The sequence below is a fragment of the Lysinibacillus sp. JNUCC-52 genome, assembly GCF_015999545.1.
GTDB lineage: Bacteria > Bacillota > Bacilli > Bacillales_A > Planococcaceae > Lysinibacillus.
On record NZ_CP065546.1, the window covers coordinates 3,162,767 to 3,184,285 of the forward strand.

Sequence of the window (21,519 nt, forward strand, 5' to 3'; positions counted from 1 at the left end):
TTCTAATTTATTTTACTTGTACACCATGTTCATCGGCCTGCGTTAAGATGATTTGATGTTCTGGGAATTTCGTTTGCATTGTTGTAACAAAGTCATCAGCAATCGAAGTTGGAATAATGGAAATGAGTGTCGGACCTGCTCCACTTAATGCTGTACCGTATGCACCATGTACTTTTGCAGCTTCACGTATTTCAGCATATTGTGGGATTAATGTTGAACGGAATGGTTCATGGAACAAATCCGCTTCCATGTAGCTTCCTGCACGTTTAAAATCACGTGTCATTAAAGATGCTGCCAGCATATTAGCATTAGCAGAAGCATGTACTGCATATGCTCGCTCAAATTGCTTTGGTAATACGGAGCGAGACTCACTTGTCTTTAGCTCAACATTCGGTACGTACACAACAAAAGAAGCGTTAATATCATTTACATGGAATGTATCGACTACTCCGTTGTCATCCATTGAGGAAATCGTCAAGCCACCGAGTACTGAGGCAGTTGCATTATCAGGATGCCCTTCAATTTGAGAAGATAAATTTAGCTTATCCTGTATAGTTAACTTTAAATCACATAATTGGTTGGCTAGCTCAATACCCGCTACAATGACAGCGGCGCTACTACCTAAACCACGGGCTAATGGTAGTTCACTTGCCATTTCAACTCGGCAAGCAGGTAATGGTTTATTATACTGATCCGCAATTTTTTTGGCGATAATATATAGTAAATGTTGTTCTAGCTCAAATTCACTAGGACCGTTGTCATCGAGATGTATGATCTCCCAACTATCCTGTAGGGAAACATCTAATTTTAAATAAAGAGACAAGCCGAGTCCGATAGAATCAAAGCCAGGGCCTAAATTGGCTGTGCTCCCAGGAACGGTGATTTGCCACTTTTTACTCATAGTACGCCCTCGATATATTTACGAATTTCTTCTTCATCATTTTTAAGAGATACGACGTCCACTGTTGAAACGTTCATAGCAGTATCTGGATCTTTTAAGCCGTTACCAGTAAATACTGTCACGACTTTTGAGCCTTTAGCAATTTTACCATTTTCAACAGATTTAATTACACCTGCTAATGATGCAGCTGAACCAGGCTCAACAAAGATCCCTTCAGTTCCAGCGATTAGCTTGTATGCTGCAATAATTTCCTCATCTGTTACAGAATCAATAATGCCGCCAGACTCATCACGTGCTGCTTCAGCAAATTGCCAGCTAGCAGGATTACCAATACGGATAGCTGTTGCCACTGTTTCAGGGTTAGGAATTGCTTCGCCTTTAACAATAGCTGCGGCGCCTTCCGCTTCAAAGCCGAACATTTTTGGTAAACCTGACGCTTTCACATCGTTATATTCTTTAAAGCCTTTCCAGTAAGCAGTAATGTTACCTGCGTTTCCAACTGGAATGCATAAATAGTCGGGAGCAGAACCTAAAGCATCTACAATTTCAAAAGAAGCTGTTTTTTGCCCTTCGATACGGTATGGGTTAACCGAATTGACAAGTGCTACTGGTGTTGTTTCGCTAACTTGGCGCACAATATTTAAAGCATCATCAAAATTGCCATCGATTTCAATAATTTTTGCACCATACATTGTCGCTTGTGCTAGTTTACCAAGGGCAACTTTCCCTTTAGGAATAACGACAATCGATTGAATACCTGCGCGTGTTGCGTAAGCTGCAGCTGCTGCTGATGTATTCCCTGTTGAAGCACAAATTACACATTTACTACCATCCTCAATAGCCTTTGCTACCGCAAATACCATACCACGGTCTTTAAAAGAACCAGTCGGATTTGCGCCTTCTATTTTACCATAAAGCTCGATACCAAGCTGTTTTGATAGATTAACTAAATGTATAAGAGGCGTATTGCCTTCGTTTAATGTTAGAGCGGGTGTATTTTCTGTTACGGGTAAAAATTGTTTATATTCTTCAATAAGGCCTTTCCACATAACGTAACGATCTCCTTTTGTTCTTATAGAAAGAACAGTTGTTTTTGTATAAGAGACATTTTAACGCAAAAGACTATATATTTTCAATAGCAATTATTAAATTGTCTAAACAATTCGGTCATTTGAATTTTACTTGTCACTTTCTCGAAACAACTGTATAGTAAACTGGTAATGTAAAGTCATATGTAAAGACAGGTGGTTATTATGACAACAATAAAGACAGAACAATCCATTTCACGTAACAAGCTTTTAGGCGTTGCAGGTGTTGGTTGGCTCTTTGATGCGATGGATGTTGGTATTTTATCTTTCGTTATTACAGCGCTAGCGGTAGATTGGGATTTAACAAAAAGTCAAATGGGCTGGATTGGTAGTATCAATTCTATTGGTATGGCGGTAGGTGCACTTGCATTTGGAATTTTTGCCGATAAAGTGGGGCGCAAGCAAGTTTTTATGTGGACCCTTATTCTCTTTTCAGTAGCGAGCGGCATATCCGCATTTACGACAACATTAGTAGCGTTTATGGCATTACGCTTTTTAGTAGGCATGGGGCTCGGTGGAGAATTACCAGTAGCATCTACACTTGTTTCTGAAAGTGTTGAGGCAAAGGAACGTGGAAGAGTAGTTGTATTACTGGAAAGCTTTTGGGCAGCAGGCTGGCTAATTGCAGCGCTTATATCATATTTTGTTATACCTACATGGGGATGGCGTGTAGCATTATTATTAACAGCTATTCCTGCTATTTACGCGATTTACCTTCGTTGGCATTTACCAGATTCGCCTCAATTTACTGCAAAGGTAGAATCTAAAAAGCGCAGTATTTTTCTTAATGTACGGGAAGTATGGTCGAAAAAATATGCACGTTCGACATTCATGCTTTGGGTGCTATGGTTCACGGTTGTATTCTCGTATTACGGAATGTTCTTATGGTTGCCAAGTGTAATGGTAGGAAAAGGTTTTGATATGATTACTAGCTTTAAATATGTCTTAATGATGACGTTAGCACAGCTACCAGGATACTTCACAGCTGCATGGTTTATTGAAAAATTCGGACGGAAATTCGTACTAGTTTCCTATTTAATTGGAACGGCTGTAAGTGCTTTCATTTTTGGTAATGCAGAAACGTTGGCTGTCCTATTAATATCAGGAATGTTTTTATCATTCTTTAACTTAGGTGCATGGGGTGCGCTATACGCTTACACACCTGAACAGTATCCAGCAGTTATTCGTGGAACAGGTGCAGGAATGGCAGCTGCAGTAGGAAGAATTGGCGGTATTTTTGGTCCGCTATTAGTAGGATCACTGTTAACGGCAGGCTATGATATCGGCTTTATTTTTGCGATTTTCTGTTGTGCGATAATAATTGGCGTTATTGGTGTTATATTTTTAGGAACAGAAACAAAACAAATTGAATTAGAATAAAAAAGTTTTGGATGCTATCTGAATCCAAGACTCAGCTTGTCGACAAAAGGGATTAAGAATAGAAATCTTAATCCCTTTTGTTATTTTTATTGTAAAAAGGGGTTCTTACTTTCGCGTCGCCATACTCTTCAAGCATCCCCGCCCTATGAAGCTGTTTGCCATAATTATAGTAGACTGCTAGCAATCCATATCAAGTTGATAGGAGTGAAGGGTGGCAACTCCTGCTCAGAACGCTCAGTACGTAAGTCGCAACAGACCGCGCGCTAGCGAGGGTTGCGGCTTACGATGTGCCCGCGGAAAGCGCTCGCCCGTAGCGGGAATCAACAGTAGTAGTCATCACCTATATTAGTTTTAATAAAAAAAGACTATAGATAAATTCGGAAAACTTCGAGTTTGTCTATAGTCTGATCCAAGACTTTTCAAATCTGCGTTCTTCAAAAAATAAAATATAAGATTATTTTTATACATATTTTTCTGAAATGTGTTAAAATTTCGAATTGAATATTGTATACAGTAAAATGGCGAGGATAATAAACATATTTTTAATATTGCGAATACATAAATTATATGTCAATTTATTACGAACTAGTGCATTAGTGTATTAATGTATTAAAGATTTTTCTGAAAAGTCATTGTATTCAAATTGCAATCGTGATACTGTATTTTTAATCGAATTTAGAATCAGTAGGGAATAATCTCCATTCGTGATAATTTCTTTGAAAGAAAGGTTGTTAGGAATGAGTATAAAAGAAGATATAAAGAAAAGATATGTAAGGCTGTCGAAAGGACAACGAAAAGTCGCACAATTTGTTATAAGTAATCCTGCGGTTGTGATTGCCAATGGTGCGGCAGAAGTGGGGAGGCAAGCGAATGTTAGTGAATCAACCGTGATTCGTTTTTGTTATGCAATGGATTTGTCAGGTTATGTTGAACTACAGGAAGAAATAAGAAACTATTTAAACTCTCAAAATGAGGGTACACCTCACCATCCCACCTATATGACGAGCAACCAGAAGACATCTAGCTTCGGTAAGGTCATGCAGCGTGATATGCAAAATATTCAAGATACAATACATCTAATTAACGATAGTATGCTTCAAAAAAGCTCCAAGTGGATGCATGAAGCGGATACTATTTATATTTTAGGCGCGCGCCAAGATGCCTCGATTGCAAATTGGTTATCGTATACGTTGAAAACTTTACGAACGAATATAAAGCAGCTACGTACAGATTCCGATGATCTCGTTCAACAAATAAACAGTATGAGTGAACGTACTACGTTAATCGTCTTTTCATGTGACAAACAATCCAATGATGTAAAAACAATTGTGGAAATAGCGAAAATGAAAAAAGTAAAAATCATTGCGATTACAGGTTCGGCATTGTCACCAATTAGGGATTATGCAAGTGCTTTGTTTGCATTAGGCTTAAAAAATCAATCTTCCTTAGACGTTGTGCCAGTCCTATTTTCCTTTATGCATGCATTGATTGAGGAGATGGTTAGCCAAGATAAAGAGCAATATGAGCAATATCAACAATCATATGAACAAGTAGAAAATAATTTATTGTTTTTAGATATTGCAAGAGAGAAGCAAGTATTTTGAAAAAACAGCGTATAGATTGGAGTACAACTGCTAATCTATGCGTTTTTTTGATGGGCAATCGAAGGAGAAATAAAAAAAGATGTCCAAATAAGCATTAGACATCAAAGAAAAATAATTTATAAAATTTTGCTAAAGCTATATTCAGCCTTAAACGTATCTTTTAGTTTAATAGCATTGGCGCGGGTTCCTTCTTGCACAAACCCATGTTTTTTAAATAACTGTAATGCAGCATCATTATGCTCCATCACGGATAATTCTAAACGGGAAATATCACGTTTGCTAGCCCAGTCTTCCACTGCATTCATAAGTGCTGAACCGATACCATTTCGTTGGTGCTCTTTCTTTACGGCCATGTGAATTGATGCAATATGTTTAGCTTTAGAATGTTTATAGCCATGGACAACGGCATAGCCTGCAAAGGTGCCATTTAAAATGCAAAGTAAAATCGTGCGGTTTTTTAATTGCTTCCAATAAGTTAGATCTTTTCTTAGCTGCTGTACGGTTAGCTCTAACTCATTTTCTACATTATACAAAAATTCAGTTTGCTGAAGGATTTCTTCCTGTAAAAGAATAAATGCTCTAGCATCTGATGCTTCAATCGCTCGGATTATGTACGCAGAAGTATTTTCGTTATTTTCAGAATTATTGTCCAAAGGCATTTTCTCTTGTGTGCGAGAGAAAGTGACACTCGTGCCCAATTTGACATCAATGACATAATAACCTGCATTTGTCCAAGATAAAAAGTGCGTAAGAGGGGGCTTTGTTTTTTTCCACCAGCTCTTATTCAAGTATGCAGCATTGGGTAAAGCTTGTCCCATAATGTTTTCTAATGCGCTAAAGGATAATGTAATTTCATTTTGCGAAGCTACGTCAAAATAGCTTGCTAAAGGAATATACTTTTTTTCCATCTTCTTTGTCATCATAATCCCCATTCCTGTAATTCCTAAAAAAAAATTTTGACTACATGATAATAGCATAAAATTATCGTTTCTTGTATAAAAATCACAACTATATATCCATCTAAAATAAGGAAATTTATGCTTAACATAGAAAAAGTAAAATAATGCTTGGTAATAAATAGATAAACTATGAAAAGAAGTGGAATTCTTTTATTATAGTATAGCGCTGCCTCATTGAACAAGAAGATAGTTGACGAAAATGGTAGATGATGAAAGTTTTACTTTATATCATGTTCTATCATAAATTATGTTAAAATAAATGAAAATGTAGAAGCCATTTAGGAGGAAAAGTATTAATGAGTAAAGTTTTAGTTTTCGGACATAAAAATCCTGATACAGATACGATTACATCTGCAATTGTATATGCCTATTTAAAACAACAAGTTGGCGTAGATAGTGAAGCAGTACGTCTTGGTGACGTAAATAATGAAACAAAATATGCCCTAGAGAAATTTGGCTTTGAGGCACCTCGTTTAATTACTTCCGTAGTAGGGGAAGCGGAAAAAGTTATTCTTGTAGACCATAACGAATTCCAACAATCAGCTGACGGAATTGAAGAAGTACAAATTACTGAGGTAATTGATCACCACCGTATTGCAAACTTCCAAACAGCAGACCCATTGTACTACCGTGCAGAGCCTGTTGGTTGTACGGCAACTATTTTAAATAAAATTTTTAAAGAAAATGATGTTGAAGTACCATCAAACATTGCAGGTTTAATGTTGTCTGCTATTATTTCCGATACATTATTATTCAAATCGCCAACATGTACAGAACAGGATGTCAAAGCTGCACAAGAACTAGCAGCAATTGCTGGCGTTGATGCGGCTGACTATGGCCTAGCAATGTTGAAAGCAGGCGCTGATCTTTCAGATAAATCACTAGAAGATCTTTTATCTTTAGATGCTAAAGAGTTCCAGTTTGGTGAATATAAATCAGTAGTAGCTCAAGTGAATGCTGTCGATATTAATGACGTACTTGGTCGACAAGAGGAATTAGAAATTCTTTTAAACAAAAATGTTGCTGAAAATGGCTTAGACTTATTCTTCTTTGTTGTAACAGATATTTTAAACAATGATTCAACAGCAGTTGCAATCGGACAAGTTGCAGAAGCTGCAGCAAAAGCATTTGGTGCTGAGCTTACAAACAGCCGTGTTGTATTACCAGGTGTTGTTTCTCGTAAAAAACAAATCGTCCCTGTATTAACGGAAGCTTTAAAATAATTTAAGGAATAGCCCAAACGTAAATGTGGCTAGGACAAAAAGGAAAAGTGTTAGATTGACTGTTATCAATCTAACACTTTTTTGCATTGTCAATGTTGTCTACTACGGCTGAGCTTTCTGCAAGCACACCGTAGGCTGCAACAATCACTATTGCACCGCGCCTGTTACGTCTAACTATGCGTGCCATCTTGCAGGAGGCACCGCCTTTGCAACCTTCCACTAAAGCTCTTGCTAGAGGAAATGATGACGTAATGCGGCTGTCCTTTTTAGTCAAGCTTTAATGGCTGTACTGCTGGCCCCTCTAGCACTTCACCTTGTGAATTAAATCGGGAACCGTGGCATGGGCAATCCCATGTTTCATCAGCTTCATTCCATTTCGTTTTACAGCCTAAATGCGTACAAGTTGGAGCGTTGCCGTTTCTTATATGTCCTGAGACAAATTCCTTTGCTACGAAGCCACCAACCTTTAGCATTTGCATAAATTGAGCACCAAATTTCGTGCGTGTTGGTGAATAGAGTGCACTTGCATCATTAGCATTTGTAGTTCCTGTAATTAGCGATGACAGTAAGTCTCCAGCTACAAAAGAATTGGAAATGCCCCATTTACGATATCCTGTTGCTATATAGACATTAGGTAAGGACTTTGTAATTCTCCCGACGTAAGGTACCATGTCTGGTGTTTCGATGTCTTGAGCAGACCATCTATATAATGGTTCCTGCCCAAAGTGGACTTTCATTTCATTTTGAATAGCATCGTAATAGGGTTCTGTATTTGTCGTTTCACCAGCGATATGATTTGCCCCACCGAGCAATAAATAATGTTCATCATTTATTGTTGCCGTTCGAATAGAGCGAGAGGGGAAATCAACTGATAAATATTGCCCTTTGAACGTCTCTGTTATTTTGCTAGCGACCATATAAGAGCGGTTATTTGAAAGCTTGAACAGTTGTAGCCCTTTAAATGCCTCAATGGGATAGTGAGTACACAAAATTAGCTTGTTGTATTGAACCGATATATTTTTTTCGGTATGTAAGTTATTTTGTGCAATTTGTAGTTGCTGAACACGGGTATTCGCATACAGTTTAGCGCCCATAGATAACGCCTCTTTTATAAGAAAGTTGCTAACTGTTACAGGATTTATTTGCGCCTGTTGTGATAGGCTGAGCGCTTTTGTAACAGGGAATGGGAGCTCCGTGTCAGATGTGATTTTGGACTTTATATTTAATACTTTATAGGCATTCCATTCTTTTAATAATTGTGAGTAGCCTTCTTTAGTTTGACAATAAAGTAATGAATCCACTTGTTGAACGGAATCTTTAGGAAGTAACTGTAATGCTTTCTCTATAGCAAGCTGATTCAATTGATAGTACAGTCGGGCATCATCTACAGAAAGCTTTTCGATAAGATTCGCATACACTAAGCCGTGCTGTGCAGTTAATTTTCCTGTTGAATGACCAGTCGTACCATGACTAAGCTTAGTATTTGCTTCAAGTAGTACAACATCAACGCCTGCTTTTGCTAAGACATAGGCAGTGTAAAGTCCAGTCAACCCTCCCCCAATAATACAAACATCACATTTCGTTGAAGCCGTCAATGATGGCAATGAATCGGAGTCGGTCGTTGCTAGCCAAAGAGATTGTGTCATAAATAACCCTCACAGTGTTTTTAGGCTTAGTATGGAGATAGCTTTGAAAATTTATGCAATGAAGCATAAAAATTGCTTCGAGGGAACTGGTGTCGTTACAATGTAGCAAAAGGAGCGTGTTTCATTATGAAAATTGAAATTTGGTCAGATTATGTTTGTCCATTTTGTTATATTGGCAAAAAGCAATTAGAAAAGGCGATTCAGGATACAGGCTTTGAAGGACAGGTGGAACTTGTGTATAAAAGTTATCAGCTTGATCCAACAACGCCAGAAGATACGAATGAGTCAATCTATGAATCTTTGGCTAAAAAATATAGTATGTCATTAGATAAAGCGAAAGAAATGACACAAGGTGTGACAGCGCGTGCGAAGGAAGTAGGGTTAAACTATAACTTCGATAAGATGATGGCAGAAAACACTTTAAAAGCGCATCGACTTGTGAAATGGGCGGAACAACAAGGAGACGCTACAGCACTTGTTGAGGCAATTTTACACAGCTATTTTATAGATGCAAAACGCATTAGTCATGATGATGTGTTAGTTAGCATTGCAGAACAAGTAGGCCTAAACCGTGATGATGTGTTAAAGGTTCTTGCTAGCGATGATTTTAAAGCTGATGTGGAAGTAGACATACAAGAGGGCCTTCAGCTTGGTGTTAAAGGAGTTCCGTTTTTTGTGCTAAATCGTAAATATGGTATTTCAGGAGCACAACCACAAGAGGTATTTGAAAATACATTACGTAAAGTAGCAGAGGAAGAAGGTTTGCAGCCTACTTTAAAAATGGAAGGCTCTGGAGATGCAGGCGTATGTACAGATGATAGCTGTAATTTTTAACTTAAATTAGGAGTCAATGCAGTGGGGTTCATCTTCGGCTGAATCAAATTAAAAGCCGCGGCGTATGGCATCGATTTTATAAATGAGCTTTTCGAGCAAGCTTAAAAAATCGGGACGCAATCACGCCGAGGCGTATTCGTTTGGAACATGTTAAGGTTTTCTACTACAATTATTCAGTCAAAAGTCTGATGTTTGGGACGTTGACTTTTTAATGTTATTTTATTATTATAAGTATATATCTTGAATTCGAGAGATATTAAACTAAGATATTTAAGGGAGATTTATATAATGAACGTATTAGTAGTAAAAGCTAACAACCGTCCAGACGGAATTTCAACAAAAATGTATGACACTTTCATGGAAAGCTTACAAGATGTAAACGTAACTACATTCGATGTATACGCTGAAGATATGCCTTACTTCGGTCAAGATCTTTTCAACGCATTTGGTAAAGTTCAAAGCGGTGAAGAATTAACTGATATCGAATCACGCATTTTAGCTGCAAAACAAAAAGCTATGGATGCATTAACTGCAGCAGACTTAGTAGTATTTGCTTTCCCATTATGGAACTTAACAATCCCAGCTACATTACAAACTTTCATTGACTATGTATACCAAGCTGGTTTCACTTTCAAATATGATGAAAACGGTCAATTAGTTGGTTTAATGACTGATAAAAAAGCTATCATTCTTAATGCTCGTGGTGGTTATTATTCAGCACCAGAAGCACAACCTATGGAAATGTCAGTAAACTACATTAAAAACGTAGTTGGTGGCGTATTCGGTATGGAAATTATCAATGAAGTTATCATTGAAGGTCATAATGCTACACCAGATAAAGCAGAAGAAATTATTGCAAACGGCCTAGAAGCTGTTAAAGAACTAGCAAAATCTTTACAAGCTGTAAAAGCATAAGTAACTTTTTTTTACTAAAAGTCCTCTCAATATTGGGAGGGCTTTTTTTATTAGATTTATAGAAGTATGGTAGAGGTATGAAGGTATGACATATTGGTGTTGCGCAGTTATTAGACATTTACATAAAATAACATACTATAAACAATAAAAAATAAGAAATAATAATAATGTATGATTTGTTAAGAAAGTGTTCTGCTATTAGTTTAAAAGTACATACAATTAGGTCTAAGTATTCAGTTAAATTAATGATTAGTATAATATAATAGAATTTGCAGGAAAATATTATATTTATAGGGAGGTAATTGCTTGAATAAGAAATTAATAACTAAAATGTTAGCCCTGTTACTTGTTCTATTTGCTGTATTACCATTTGGCTTTTCAGCGAATGCGGCAGCTAATGATGTAACACGTGGGGATTACGTGAAGGAACTAGTAGAAAGCTTGGATGTCGAGCTTGGTGATGGGTCTTCACTTGGTTTTACGGATGTCCCAAAGGATTTAGCCCCTTATGTGGAAAAAGCGGTAGAACTAAAGTTAATTAAAGGGAAAACAGCAACATTATTTGGTCCAAATGATAAGCTAACACGCCAACAGGCATTTGTTATTTCTGCTCGTGGATTAGTCGCAAACAATGCGTCACTTAATGAATTAGATAAGTTCAAAGATGCAGATCAAGTTGCTGACACACATAAGCAAGATTTAGCAAATGCTGTAGCAGCAAACATATTACAAGGATACGAAGATAATACAATTCGTCCGCGTGACTATGTGACAGCTGATCAAATGCAAAGTATTATTGAACGTTTTGTAGCTGAATACAAAGTACCTACATCTTCAACAACAGTGGATCTTCAAATTTTAGGAACTACTGATATTCATACAAATTTAGCAAACTATAACTACTATTTAGATGCTGAATCTGCTGATGTTGGTCTAGCAAACACTGCTGCTCTTATTGAGCAAGCACGTACAGAAAATCCTAATACATTATTATTTGATAATGGTGATTTAATTCAAGGAACACCACTAGGTTCCTATAAAGCGTTAGAAAATGTGTTAAAACCAGGCGAAACTCATCCAGCTATTGCTGCTTTAAACGCATTAAAATATGATGGCGGCACTTTAGGAAATCATGAATTCAACTATGGTTTAGATTTTTTAACGGAAGTACTCAATGATGCACAATATCCAGTCGTAAATGCGAACACTTACGATGCAAAAACAAAAGAACATATGTATACACCATTTGTTATTATCGATAAAGAGGTTGTGGACAATACAGGTAAAAAACATGCACTAAAAGTGGGTGTAACAGGTATTGTACCAACGAAAATTGTTGAATGGGATGCCATTCATCTAGAAGGTAAAGTTGAAATGCAGGAGCCTGTAGAAGCGATTAAAGAAGTTGTACCTGAAATGCAAAAAGCAGGTGCAGATGTAATCGTAGTGCTTTCTCATTCAGGTATCGGGGAAGATACGAATGTAAAAGGCGCTGAAAATGTAGGATACCAAATTTCTGAAATTGAAGGTATCGATGCGTTAATTACTGGTCACTCACATTTAACATTCCCAGGTGACTATAAAGACCTTAAAAATGTCGATCAAGAAAAAGGTACAATTAATGGCGTTCCAACAGTTATGGCAGGAAGCTATGGTAGCCACCTTGGTGTAATTGATTTGAAATTAGAACAACAAGGTTCGAAATGGGTTGTTGTCAATGGACAAGGGTCAATCCGTTCTATTAAGCAAGAAGGCTTACAACCATCTTCAACTGTATTAAACGCTATAAAAGAAGCACATGAAGGTACATTAACGTATATTCGCCAAGCTGTTGGTGAAACGACTGCACCTATTCATAGCTACTTCTCAATGGTTCAAGATGATCCATCTATCCAAATCGTAACACAAGCTCAAAAATGGTTTATTGAAAAGGAACTGAAAGGGACTGCTGATGAAAACACACCTATTCTTTCTGCGGGTGCTCCTTTCAAAGCGGGTTCACGCAATAACCCTGCAGACTTCACAAATATTCCTGTAGGTCCACTTGCTATTAAAAACATGGCGGACATCTATCATTACGATAATACGGTTGCAACGATAAAAGTAACAGGTGCACAAGCTATCGAATGGTTAGAAATGGCTGCTGGTATTTTCGCAACAATCGATCCGACGAAAACTGAGGAACAAAATATTATTGATGCGGAAGCGCGCTCTTACAACTTTGATGTTTTAGATGGTTTAACATATCAAATTGATGTAACATCTCCAGCAAAATATGATCGTCGCGGTGTTGTTTTAGATGACAAAGCAAACCGTATTAAAAATGTACAATACAATGGTAAGCCAATTGATTTAGAGCAAGAATTCATTATCATCACAAACAATTACCGTGTTGGTGGTTCTTATGGAGCAACGTTTAAAAATGCGGAAGGCACAAACGTAACAAACTATGCTTATGAAAATCGTCAAGCAGTAATTGATTATATTATGGCAAACAAAACAATTAATCCAGCTGCGGATAATAACTGGTCATTTGTACCATTCCCAGCTAATACAAAGATTATTTACCACTCGGCTAAGGATGCACAAAAAGTCATCCCAGCAGGAAGCAACATTGAGTATCTTGGTGATACAGAAGGTGGCTTCGGTAAATATTTAATTAAGTAATACTACTTATGTAAAAAAGAGAGCACGATTATTCATCGTAGCTCTCTTTTTTATGGCGTTCAAATGTTTTAAAGCGAGTACCTTGAAACGTTAATATGCCAAAGTCATGTTCAGCTAGCTGCCGATAGCTTCTACCATTGAGCTTTAGCTCTAAACGATCTCCACTTTGAACTTCAAAAGTGACATAGTAGGAGGTATGAGCACTAGAGTTGCCTGAACCACCTGTGTCTGTCCGTTTTGTAACGGTTTTGGCGGCACTGTTAATTCAGGTGAATTATTATTTTTTGCCCATTGTCTAATGCTGGTAAGTATAACGAAGGCAAATGTGCTAAGACGATGAAAAAAATTAAGGAAATAATTTAAGAAAAACTCATAGTGGTTGTCGTGTCATTGATGTGCAGCATGCTAAATTTGAAAGTATTTTAAGTAGTATTTACCGTCTAACTGTGTATGAAATGGCAATCTAAAAAGGACTTTAAACACCTAAGTAAACATCAGAATTCGGCTCAAAACACTGTTATATCAACGTCGAGTGTAGAGATAACTCACGCGCGATTAGAAGTGATTATGTATCAATTATTAGATGCAGCGATTTCAGCGAGCAGTCAATACATCAAAACGAATCGTCTAGCGTTGTTAAGTACAGATAAAGAAAGCTTATTTTGCAAAAGAACGATTATAGACCTCCTACAAATAGTGTCTTCTAGTAATATTCTGTAACAAAATCTTTACAAAATATTATTACTTTATTAATATTCTCATGTTACATTTTTTTTTAAAAAAAGAGGTAAAATTATGCTGAACATGAAAACTTTATTTTCTTCCTTTTATCTTTGGTAAATTAAAAAAGGAGGTAGTAATGATGAGAAAGATTTGGTCTTTAATTATTGCGACAACTTTGATGTTCACTGTATTTGGATCACTTAATATTGCTAAAGCAGAAACAAATTTCATGGATAACAAAATTCCAGATAATGAAATTGAGTTTCTGACAGGAAGCACTCTAGATGGTTATAACTATATTGAACTTTCGGAACCCGTAACAGAAAACTATGATGGAGTTTACCAAGTATTAATTGGATACTATATAGAAGAGAACTTAGATGAAATCAAAACACTCGACAATTATAGGGAATATGACACGTATTTAGTTTATGATCAGGGTATAACTCAAAGCTGGTCTTGGTTATCAAGACCATATTTTATTATGAGTATTGCAAGAGGTATGTCTTATAAAAGTTCAACAGAAGTATCAGCTACTATTTCAGGCACATTTAGTAGTGATATTCCGAGTAAGGCTTTACCAAAAGTTAAATCTTCTTTCGGATTCAGTGCATCGGGCAGCAAAAAAATAACTGAAGAAGTTGTTTTATCGGGTCCTGACGCAGGTTATTCTAGTAGAGATTTTTACTATAAGCAAGGAAGACACACACATAGAGTTAAAATTGTACAAGAACACAGATCCAATTGGGATGGTTTGTTATGGACTAAAACATACTACGGTAGTGTAGGAAAACCAGCTATAAAACATTATTCAGTTGATAGAAAGTAGGTTCTTAAAGTGATTCAACAGATCGTTAAATGGTTTTTGCTTACTATACTAATAATTTCATCGATTAGTTTTATAATTGTTCTTCAATCAAATTATTTAGCGGCTGAATTAACAGCTCGTTCGATTCCAATAGCTATTGTAGTAGGTTTCTCTTCATTAGCTGTTGCTATCATGTTTCGAAAATAATATTTGTATAAGAAAAACCAGGAAAAAAATATGTCCGATCCCAGACTGTAAACAAAGTCGATTTTTTCGACTTTGTTTACATAAGAAATGACCCCCTATCAAAACAAAAAGAGAACAGCTTTTGCTATTCTCATTTTTTTTATTTACTTAATTTTTTACTGGTTACTGGCGCTTTTCCAAAACCCCTATAATTCTTTTATATCGTTTTCCTGTATCTTCTAATTCTTCCCGAAAAACTTCTGCTACTAAACAGGGTGACATCACTTTTCTAACAACAACAATATCACCAGGTTAAATGTTAAATTCACGTAAATGTTTAGGGATATGCAACGTATATTTCTTTGGATATAATTTCGATGCCTCTGATATGAAATCTCGAAAGTTCTTTCCAATCATCAACTTTTATTGATTTCCCTAACGTACTTCTATAATAAGTCGCAACGGGACGTCAATTTTCCTAATAAAGATATGACTTTTAATGAAAATATTTCATTTTATTATAATTTGAAATAATTAACGAACATAGAAAATCATTGCATCTTCATTGTTATCTATAACTACTATCTGTTCATTGTCAAATGTATATGGAATTTCCTTGTCTTTTAAATTAGACAGCAACTTTTGTAATTCTTCCTGTGAAGAAAGTGATAATGTATAGCTAAGTAAACCCGTTGTTTGTGTTGGTGGCACTGGTGCACCGGCCCCTTGCCAGATGTTGACGGCGATATGATGATGATAACCACCAGCAGAAATGAAAAGTGCGCTATCATGGAAGTTAGTCATAATATCAAAACCGAGTGCATCTATATAGAAGTAAGTTGTTGCTTCATTTAGAATGCTCACATTTAAATGGATGTGGCCGAGTACCGTTCCTTTAGGGAATCCTGCCCAAGGACGCTGACGATCATATAATGCCATCACGCCTTCTATATCCACTGCCTCTGTCCCAGTGACAAGCCCACCATGACCATCGCCAATCCATTCAGAACGAGGGCGATCATGATAGATTTCTATGCCGTTACCTTCAGGATCGTTTAAGTAAAAGGCTTCCGAGTAAATATGATCTCCAGCCCCAGTAATAGATATGCCTGTATTTAATAAATTGCCAATCACATATGCTAAATCTTCCCTAGAAGGAACTAAAATAGCAAAGTGGAATAAACCAGTCGTACGAGGTGGACGAATCGCTACCCCTTCCTCTGTTGATAAAACTAAAATAGGCTTTGTATTGCCTGGAATTGAAAATGTCACTTGTGTTGTCGTTTCATGGAGTACTTGAAGTCCAAGCTTTTTATAAAAGCTCGACATTGTTTCTAGTGACTGTACAAGTAAATGTAAATGCTCAAGCTTTAAATTTGCATCAATTTTAAATGTCATTGCTAATAAATCCTCCAAATATATAAGTTACTTTTTGTAATTAAATATAAAATAGTAAACTCGTTACGTCAAGTAAATAAGTTACTTTAAATTTACTTTTACTACATAAATCGTTACAATAGAATACATAAGAGGTGAAAAATATGAATGAGACAACTTTATGTCCTCGTTTAGCTAAGGCAATGGATTTAATCGGAAAACGCTGGACTGGGCTAATTTTATATCAATTATTAGACGGATCGCAGCGCTTCAATGAAATTGAATCAGCATTGCCTGTAAGTGGCCGTTTATTATCTGAACGTTTAAAGGAACTCGAAAAAGAGGGGCTTGTTGAGCGTAAAGTATTTTCTGAAGTTCCTGTACGTGTAGAATATTCATTAACGGATAAAGGTCGAGCATTAGAAGGCGCTATTCGTAATATTGAATCATGGGCAACGAACTGGCTATAGTATGAGAAACTATTAATGTGATAATTCAGCTATAAATGTCAGTGTGAATGCGCGAGATAGTTTAAAATTCATCAAGTGATACCATTTTACTTAGATGATTAGTTGAACAAATCGGGCAGTTATAAAGTCCTGGATGTACTGAAAAATACCGAGTATAACTGAAAAGGACAACAAACTGCCCGTTAAAGCGCGAAAAATACCCTTCATTTTACTTGTCAAATCGAGGTTCTAAATCCATACTAGTGTAGAGTAAGAAGGACGTTAGAAAGGAATTAGCTCTCATGACAAAAGAACAATGGGCTGCGGATTTAGCACAAGACATAAATCCAGCCAATATTAAGTTAGATGAATTATTACAGAAATATACAATGACAAAATTAGGTGGTAAAGCGGATGTTTTTGTTCTCCCTGAAACAGAGGAAGAAGCAATTGCCGTTATTCGCTATGCACATAAAAATAATATTCCATTATTAATGTTAGGAAATGGCTCGAACATGGTTGTCCGAGATGGAGGCATGCGTGGGATTGTTGTGACATTCTCACATTTAGATGAAATTCATATTGATGGCGATCATGTTTATGCACAAAGTGGTGCACTCATTAAAGATGTATCAAAGCTTGCAGCTGCTGCCTCTCTAACAGGTTTTGAATTTGCGTGTGGCATCCCTGGCTCTATTGGTGGAGCGATGGCGATGAATGCAGGTGCTTATGGTGGCGAAATAAAAGATATTATTATTTCTTCGAAAGTATTAACAAAAGAAGGAGAAATATTAATTTTATCAAAAGAAGAGCTAGAATTAGGTTACCGTCAAAGTAGTATTGCCAAAAAAGGTTACTATGTACTGTCTTCTGAGTTTCAGTTAGTGCAAGGTGTAAAGGAAGAAATTGATGCGAAAATTGCTGATTTAACGTTTCAGCGTGAATCAAAGCAACCACTCGAGTATCCTTCAGCAGGCAGCGTTTTTAAACGCCCGCCAGGACACTTTGCAGGTAAGCTTATTCAGGATAGCGGCCTACAAGGAAAAGGGGTCGGTGGAGCAGAGGTTTCTACAAAACATGCTGGCTTTATTGTTAATAAAGGAAATGCTACGGCTACAGACTATATTGCAACGATCAAAATGGTACAACGAGTTGTAAAAGAAAAGTATGATATTGATTTAGAAACAGAAGTGAAAATTGTCGGTGACGACCTATAAATACAATGCCGCTCTTCGCTTTGGCGAAGGGCGTTTTTTTGAGGAGTGGGAAAGAATGAAATTGATTTCATGGAATGTAAATGGAATACGAGCTTGTTTGGGAAAAGGTTTTTTAGATTTTTTTAACAGTGTAGATGCAGATTTCTTCTGTATTCAGGAAACAAAGTGCCAAGCAGGGCAGGTTGAGCTTATGTTAGATGGTTATGAGCAATATTGGAATTACGCTCAGAAGAAAGGCTATTCAGGTACAGCGATTTTTACAAAGCACACCCCTCTATCTGTACATTACGGTGTTGGTGAGGACGAGTCGCAGGATGAAGGAAGAATTATTACATTAGAATACGACAACTTTTATGTAGTAAATGTTTATACGCCAAATGCGCAACGGGATTTAGCTAGATTGCCTTATCGATTAAATTGGGAAGATCGATTAGCATTGTATTTAAAAGAACTCGATGCAAAAAAACCAGTCATTTATTGTGGGGATTTGAATGTCGCACATGAAGATATTGATTTAAAAAATGCAAAATCAAATATTGGCAATTCGGGTTTTACATATGAAGAGCGAGCTAAAATGACAGATTTATTAGCAGGTGGCTTTGTAGATTCTTTCCGCTACAAGCATCCAGATGTGACCGATCATTATACGTGGTGGTCTTATATGAACAAAGTTCGTGAACGCAACATTGGATGGCGCATTGACTATTTTATTGTGTCTGAGCGTGTAAAGGAACAAATTGATGTAGCTACCATTCATCCGCATATAATGGGTAGTGACCATTGCCCAATAGAACTTCAGCTAAATGTATAATTGTTTGAGTGCCTGTCACTTTTGTTTAGGTACTTTTGTTTGGAACCGTATTCTCCATTAGGAAATACGGTTTTTTACTGTTCAATTGGATAATAGGTTGTGATTGAATATAGAAAAAACAAGCGTAATACAGCAAAAAACGATAAAATTTGAGGTTATTCTAGTTTGCGAAAAAGGATTTGAGAAGCTGAATAAAGAATATATTGCTTATAGAGGGGGTTGTAAGGTGAGAAAGTTTAAGTGGAAAAAGTGGTTATTGGCAATCGCTGGCGTGTTGGCGGTAGTCGCAATAACATCTGTTATTGTCTTTACATGGTTTATGAATAAATCAAAACCGATTATTGATGGAGAGCTCGCTGTTAGCATGCTCGATGAAGATGTGACCGTGACAAGGGATGATAAAGGGGTTCCTCATATATTTGCTGAGACAGATGCGGATTTATATCGCGCTCAAGGCTATGTACAGGCACAGGATCGATTGTTTCAAATGGATTTAGCGCGTAGGCAGGCTAGTGGTCGCCTGTCAGAAATAATTGGGGAAGCGACGATTGAGACAGATAAGCATTTTCGTACATTTAGTCTACGTAATGCAGCTGAAAAATCATTAGCGGCGTATGATCCAGCTAGCAAGCAAGTACTTGAATGGTTTGCCGAGGGAGTAAACGCCTTTATGGAAGAGGCGAAAAGTACGAATACGTTAAGCTATGAATTTGCGTTACTAGGTTACGAGCCAGAAGAATGGACTGTAGTAGATTCTTTAACAATCGGAAAATATATGGCTTATGATTTAGGTGGAAATTGGAATACACTTGCCTTCCGCCATTGGGCTTTGCAAAATTTTGATGAAGAAAAAGCTAAGGAATTATTTATTACGTATCCTGAGAATGCATCATCAATTATTGAGGCAAATAAAGAAAATCCAGTGTCTGTAGTAGGGCAGTTTAATGCGGAGTTATTGCCAAATGAATTTAATGGCAGTAATAACTGGGTAGTATCTGGCGATAAAACAAAGTCAGGAAAGCCAATTTTAGCTGATGACCCTCATTTAGGATTGAGTACACCATCTATTTGGTATCAAATGCATTTACAATCACCCGAACAAAATGTAAGCGGTGTAATATTTGCAGGGATTCCAGGCATTATTTTAGGTCATAACGAAGAAATCGCATGGGGGGTAACGAATGTTGGTCCTGACGTACAGGATTTATATATTGAAATTCCAAACCCAGATAATCCAACACAATTCCGTTATGACGGTGAGTGGGAGCAGGCAGAGGTGCGTGACGAGCCGATAAAGGTTAAAGATGGAGAAACGGTAGACTTTGAAGTAATCGTTACACGCCACGGTCCCATTATGACAGATTTAGTGTTTAAGGAAACGGAGCCTTCAGCCCAATTTTCAATGCAGTGGACAGCACTTCAACCAACTGCAGAATTGCGAGCAGTGCTTGGCTTTAATAAGTCGAAATCTTGGAATGAGTTTGAGAAAGCTTTAGAAGATTTTAAAGCACCTGCACAAAACTTTGTTTTTGCATCTAAGGATGGCACGATAGCTTATAAAGCAAACGGCCAAATTCCGTTGCGAAAGCAAGGGGATGGGCAATTACCAGTGCCTGGTGACTCAAGTGATTATGGCTGGCAAGGTTTTATTCCTTGGGATGAGTTACCGACTGTTGTTAATCCAGAACAAGGCTTTATTGCAACAGCGAATAATGAGGTGATAGGCGATGAATATCCTTATCATATTACGGATTTTTGGGCACAGCCTTATCGCTATGAACGGATTAAGGAAGTGTTAGAAGCGAATGATTCAATAACAGTAGAAGATATGATGAATTTACAGATGGATCAGCACAATTTATATGCTCGTGAATTTTTACCTGATTTATTAACATCTATAAAAACGATGGATAAGGATGGGAAGTATGCTGAAGTCATAGCAATGTTAGAGGATTGGAACATGGTGGACGCTAAAGATTTAGGAGCCCCGTTAGTGTTCCATACGTTAATGCTACAATTGCAAGAAGTGTTATTTAAAGAGCAAATGCCAGAAGATATGTATAAAATGATGTACGGTAAATTTAATATTACGGATCAGCTTCTACGTAAAACATATGCAGGTGAGAGAAGCATCTGGATGGAAGAGCAAGGGGGAGTAGATGCCACAGTATTTGAGGCGTTAGAGCGTACTGTTGCGCAAATTGAAAATCAGTTCGGGAAAAATGTATCGAAATGGCAATGGGGTGATTTCCATCAACTAACGTTTGATCACACTTTAGGCAGTGCTTCACCAATACTTGCCGCATACTTTAACGCCAAGAAGGTTCCGATTGGTGGCTCGAAGGTGACGGTGCAAGCAGCCGATAATGATTTAGCAGGTAACGTTAATCACGGAGCATCATGGCGTTTTGTTGCTGATGTGGGTGATTTAAGCTCAGCCTTCCATATTGTTGGTCCTGGCCAAAGCGGTCATGTGAAATCGGATTGGTATCAAGATCAAGTAATGGACTGGGCAAACGGTACGTATCATGAAACATTTGTCCAAAAGGAAGATATTAAGGGTAAAACGGTATTATTAAAATCGAAATAATAGAGAAGAGAATCAGCGCATGTTTTTTATGCGCTGATTTTTTGTTGAGCGGACAGTGTCTGTTTAAAAGGTGTCAGGCACTCAAACAATTTATATAACTTCCTAAGTAAAAAACTACGTAGACTCCTGCGGGAACGCACG

At 37.2% G+C, this 21,519-nt stretch carries 19 protein-coding genes; 12 read left to right on the forward strand and 7 right to left on the reverse strand.

Annotated elements, in window-relative coordinates; genetic code table 11:
- Positions 1-7: 7 nt before the first annotated feature.
- Together thrB and thrC are read right to left on the reverse strand one after the other, a co-directional pair.
- Positions 8-901, reverse strand: a complete 894-nt coding sequence (gene thrB / locus JNUCC52_RS15680) for a homoserine kinase (protein WP_173479385.1) — start codon at positions 899-901, stop codon at positions 8-10.
- The gene (thrC, locus tag JNUCC52_RS15685; RefSeq protein WP_173479386.1) at positions 898-1,950 is read right to left on the reverse strand and encodes a threonine synthase; all 1,053 of its coding nucleotides are present in this window, start codon (positions 1,948-1,950) and stop codon (positions 898-900) included. Before thrC ends, thrB begins: the two co-directional genes overlap by 4 nt.
- A 204-nt stretch (positions 1,951-2,154) precedes the next feature.
- On the opposite strand from thrC, the gene JNUCC52_RS15690 reads away from it, so the two are divergent.
- Positions 2,155-3,369 carry an MFS transporter gene (locus JNUCC52_RS15690; RefSeq protein ID WP_217270344.1) on the forward strand — a complete coding sequence of 405 codons (1,215 nt, stop codon included), beginning with the start codon at positions 2,155-2,157 and terminating at the stop codon, positions 3,367-3,369.
- Between the two features lie 737 nt (positions 3,370-4,106).
- On the forward strand, positions 4,107-4,973 hold the full coding sequence (locus tag JNUCC52_RS15695; RefSeq protein WP_173479387.1) for a MurR/RpiR family transcriptional regulator: 867 nt from the start codon (positions 4,107-4,109) through the stop codon (positions 4,971-4,973).
- Positions 4,974-5,089: 116 nt separating this feature from the next.
- Here JNUCC52_RS15695 and JNUCC52_RS15700 read toward each other — a convergent pair whose 3' ends face one another.
- A complete protein-coding gene (locus JNUCC52_RS15700) occupies positions 5,090-5,896 on the reverse strand; it encodes a GNAT family N-acetyltransferase (RefSeq protein WP_337980298.1) in 807 nt (268 codons plus the stop codon).
- Positions 5,897-6,228: 332 nt separating this feature from the next.
- Between JNUCC52_RS15700 and JNUCC52_RS15705 the strand changes: the two genes are divergently transcribed.
- Positions 6,229-7,155: a manganese-dependent inorganic pyrophosphatase gene (locus tag JNUCC52_RS15705; RefSeq protein ID WP_139859929.1), complete on the forward strand. Its 927-nt coding sequence runs from the start codon at positions 6,229-6,231 to the stop codon at positions 7,153-7,155.
- A 266-nt stretch (positions 7,156-7,421) separates the two neighbouring features.
- Here JNUCC52_RS15705 and JNUCC52_RS15710 read toward each other — a convergent pair whose 3' ends face one another.
- Positions 7,422-8,801, reverse strand: a complete 1,380-nt coding sequence (locus JNUCC52_RS15710) for an FAD-dependent oxidoreductase (protein ID WP_337980299.1) — start codon at positions 8,799-8,801, stop codon at positions 7,422-7,424.
- Positions 8,802-8,927: 126 nt separating this feature from the next.
- On the opposite strand from JNUCC52_RS15710, the gene JNUCC52_RS15715 reads away from it, so the two are divergent.
- The 3 genes from JNUCC52_RS15715 (at position 8,928) to JNUCC52_RS15725 (ending at position 13,217) form a co-directional block, all read left to right on the forward strand.
- Positions 8,928-9,635: a DsbA family oxidoreductase gene (locus JNUCC52_RS15715; protein WP_337980300.1), complete on the forward strand. Its 708-nt coding sequence runs from the start codon at positions 8,928-8,930 to the stop codon at positions 9,633-9,635.
- Positions 9,636-9,923: 288 nt separating this feature from the next.
- Entirely contained in the window at positions 9,924-10,550 is a 627-nt protein-coding gene (locus JNUCC52_RS15720; protein ID WP_173479390.1) for an FMN-dependent NADH-azoreductase, read from the forward strand.
- Between the two features lie 306 nt (positions 10,551-10,856).
- Positions 10,857-13,217 (forward strand): bifunctional 2',3'-cyclic-nucleotide 2'-phosphodiesterase/3'-nucleotidase, encoded by a 2,361-nt coding sequence (locus JNUCC52_RS15725; protein ID WP_337980301.1) that lies wholly within the window; start codon positions 10,857-10,859, stop codon positions 13,215-13,217.
- Between the two features lie 28 nt (positions 13,218-13,245).
- On the opposite strand, the gene JNUCC52_RS15730 is transcribed toward JNUCC52_RS15725, so the two are convergent.
- Positions 13,246-13,482 (reverse strand): DUF2500 domain-containing protein, encoded by a 237-nt coding sequence (locus JNUCC52_RS15730; RefSeq protein ID WP_337982231.1) that lies wholly within the window; start codon positions 13,480-13,482, stop codon positions 13,246-13,248.
- Between the two features lie 594 nt (positions 13,483-14,076).
- Between JNUCC52_RS15730 and JNUCC52_RS15735 the strand changes: the two genes are divergently transcribed.
- Together JNUCC52_RS15735 and JNUCC52_RS15740 are read left to right on the forward strand one after the other, a co-directional pair.
- On the forward strand, positions 14,077-14,769 hold the full coding sequence (locus JNUCC52_RS15735) for a hypothetical protein (protein ID WP_337980302.1): 693 nt from the start codon (positions 14,077-14,079) through the stop codon (positions 14,767-14,769).
- A gap of 9 nt (positions 14,770-14,778) precedes the next feature.
- The gene (locus JNUCC52_RS15740) at positions 14,779-14,955 is read left to right on the forward strand and encodes a hypothetical protein (RefSeq protein WP_337980303.1); all 177 of its coding nucleotides are present in this window, start codon (positions 14,779-14,781) and stop codon (positions 14,953-14,955) included.
- Positions 14,956-15,117: 162 nt separating this feature from the next.
- Here JNUCC52_RS15740 and JNUCC52_RS15745 read toward each other — a convergent pair whose 3' ends face one another.
- The gene (locus JNUCC52_RS15745; protein ID WP_337980304.1) at positions 15,118-15,216 is read right to left on the reverse strand and encodes a DUF5839 family protein; all 99 of its coding nucleotides are present in this window, start codon (positions 15,214-15,216) and stop codon (positions 15,118-15,120) included.
- A 252-nt stretch (positions 15,217-15,468) separates the two neighbouring features.
- On the reverse strand, positions 15,469-16,332 hold the full coding sequence (locus JNUCC52_RS15750) for a VOC family protein (RefSeq protein ID WP_337980305.1): 864 nt from the start codon (positions 16,330-16,332) through the stop codon (positions 15,469-15,471).
- A gap of 143 nt (positions 16,333-16,475) precedes the next feature.
- On the opposite strand from JNUCC52_RS15750, the gene JNUCC52_RS15755 reads away from it, so the two are divergent.
- The 4 genes from JNUCC52_RS15755 (at position 16,476) to JNUCC52_RS15770 (ending at position 21,378) form a co-directional block, all read left to right on the forward strand.
- A complete protein-coding gene (locus JNUCC52_RS15755; RefSeq protein WP_173479393.1) occupies positions 16,476-16,781 on the forward strand; it encodes a winged helix-turn-helix transcriptional regulator in 306 nt (101 codons plus the stop codon).
- Positions 16,782-17,062: 281 nt separating this feature from the next.
- Positions 17,063-17,977 (forward strand): UDP-N-acetylmuramate dehydrogenase, encoded by a 915-nt coding sequence (gene murB / locus JNUCC52_RS15760; RefSeq protein ID WP_337980306.1) that lies wholly within the window; start codon positions 17,063-17,065, stop codon positions 17,975-17,977.
- A gap of 55 nt (positions 17,978-18,032) precedes the next feature.
- Entirely contained in the window at positions 18,033-18,788 is a 756-nt protein-coding gene (locus JNUCC52_RS15765; RefSeq protein WP_337980307.1) for an exodeoxyribonuclease III, read from the forward strand.
- Positions 18,789-19,014: 226 nt separating this feature from the next.
- Positions 19,015-21,378: a penicillin acylase family protein gene (locus JNUCC52_RS15770; protein WP_337980308.1), complete on the forward strand. Its 2,364-nt coding sequence runs from the start codon at positions 19,015-19,017 to the stop codon at positions 21,376-21,378.
- Positions 21,379-21,519 lie beyond the last annotated feature (141 nt).